The organism is Olleya aquimaris (assembly GCF_003259525.1).
Taxonomy (GTDB): Bacteria; Bacteroidota; Bacteroidia; order Flavobacteriales; family Flavobacteriaceae; genus Olleya; species Olleya aquimaris.
Genome location: NZ_QLLO01000019.1, coordinates 1 through 1958, shown reverse-complemented (window position 1 = coordinate 1958; position 1958 = coordinate 1). Strand labels below are relative to the sequence as shown.

Below are 1958 nucleotides of genomic sequence, written 5' to 3'. Positions count from 1 at the left end.
TCAATAGTTTACGAGGTTTGTCCAAACGCTACAGTACCAATAACCATTAGTGCAGAAGCGGTTAACTATACCACTTCTGAGGTAAGTATCAAGTGGTACAATGAAGGCGTAGAAGTAGTTGGTCAAACCGGATTAGATTTACCAACAGTACTAACCCAAGGAACCTATAGTATAGAGGTTACCTTTAATGACACAGGATGTTCAAGCACCACAGATGTGTTTGTCTCAGAATTAGAGACCTGTGTTATTCCACAAGGGATCTCACCAAATGGCGATGGGTTTAATGACAATTTTGATTTAAGTAGTTATGATGTACAACTCTTAGAGATTTACAACCGTAATGGGCGTTTAGTTTACTCTAAAGAAAACTATTCTATGGAGTGGGAAGGTCAATCCAATGATGGAGAGATGTTACCAGTAGGTACCTATTACTATGTCATGAAATATCAAGGAACAAAAACAAAAGCCGCTTGGGTATATATAAATAGATAAACTAACTAGCAAACCAACAAGATAACAGATGAAAAAAATAGTATATATCGTATTCCTAGTGTTTATAGGTGTACAAGCCCAACAAGATCCACAGTACACACAGTACATGTATAATATGAATGTGGTCAATCCAGCCTACGCAGGTTCTTTTGATGGTGTCGCTATAGGCGCCCTATACAGAAGTCAATGGGTAGGACTAGAAGGTGCCCCAACCACAGGGACCTTAGCCATCCACTCGCCAGTAGGTAAAAACGTCGGATTAGGCTTCTCATTAATAAGTGATGAAGTTGGTCCAGTAAACGAGACCAATGCCTATATAGACTTCTCCTACACCATACCAGTAGGAACAAGTACAAAGCTAGCGTTTGGACTAAAAGCAGGAGCCACCTTTCATGACATTGGATTAACCGGATTAGATTTAATAGACCCTAACGATCCGTTTTTCTCACAAAACATAAACGAGATTACTCCTAATATTGGAGCAGGACTTTACTTTTATAAGCCAAGTAAGTTTTATATCTCAGCTTCGATGCCAAATATTTTAAACTCGGTGCATTTAGATGCTAATGGATTTAAAATAGGGTCAGAGACCCAGCACTTTTTTGGAGCAGCGGGTTACGTGTTTGATTTATCAGAAAACTTTAAGCTAAAACCACACGTTTTAACAAAAGTGGCATTTGATGCACCACTAAGTTTTGATGTCAATTTAAATCTGTTTATGTATGACTTTGTAGAAGTAGGCGCAGGATACCGTTTGGACGATTCTTTTAGTGGGATGATTAACTTTTTAGTAGCACCAAATTTAAGAATCGGTTATGCGTATGACAGCGTCCAATCTCAATTAGATGTGGTGACCAATGCCTCACATGAGATTTTTGTTAATTTTGATATTAACCTTCCAAGAAAAGTATCACGTTCACCACGTTATTTCTAAACCTTAAGCTAACCAAGACAATGAAAAAAATACAACTATTTATAATCGCCATACTACTAAGCAGTACTAGTGTAATTGCTCAAAGTAATGCGACTAAAAGAGCCGATAAATTATTTGCTAAGTTTCAATTTGTAGACGCTATTGAGGCCTACAACAAACTTGTAGAAAAAGGAGAAGGTAGTGCCTATGTGTATTCTAGATTAGCAGAAGCTAACTACAATATTTTTAGTACTATCGAAGCCGAGAAATGGTATGCCAAAGCAATCGAGGCTGGTAATGCAGAACCAGAAACCCTATGGAAGTACTCAGAGATGCTAAAAGCCAATGGGAAGTATGCAGCCTCTAACGTGCAAATGGATAAATTTGCAGCCATGCGACCAGCAGATGAGCGTGCAGTACTCTACAAAGCCAATCCAGACTATTTATCAAAAATACTAGACAAAGGAAAAAAGTTTAATGTACAAAGCTTAGAGCTTAACAGTACTAATTCTGACTTTGGAGGCACCCTTCAAGACGGGAAGCTATACATTAC

Annotated in this window: 3 protein-coding genes; all 3 read left to right on the top strand. The window is 38.2% G+C overall.

What is annotated here, in order from left to right; genetic code table 11:
* Positions 1-492: gliding motility-associated C-terminal domain-containing protein (locus LY08_RS13465; protein ID WP_146603234.1), on the top strand; the 492-nt coding region annotated here is incomplete at its 5' end.
* Between the two features lie 28 nt (positions 493-520).
* A complete protein-coding gene (locus tag LY08_RS13460) occupies positions 521-1426 on the top strand; it encodes a PorP/SprF family type IX secretion system membrane protein (protein WP_111660950.1) in 906 nt (301 codons plus the stop codon).
* 20 nt (positions 1427-1446) lie between these two features.
* On the top strand, positions 1447-1958 hold a 512-nt coding region (locus LY08_RS13455; protein ID WP_394341196.1), incomplete at its 3' end, for a tetratricopeptide repeat protein.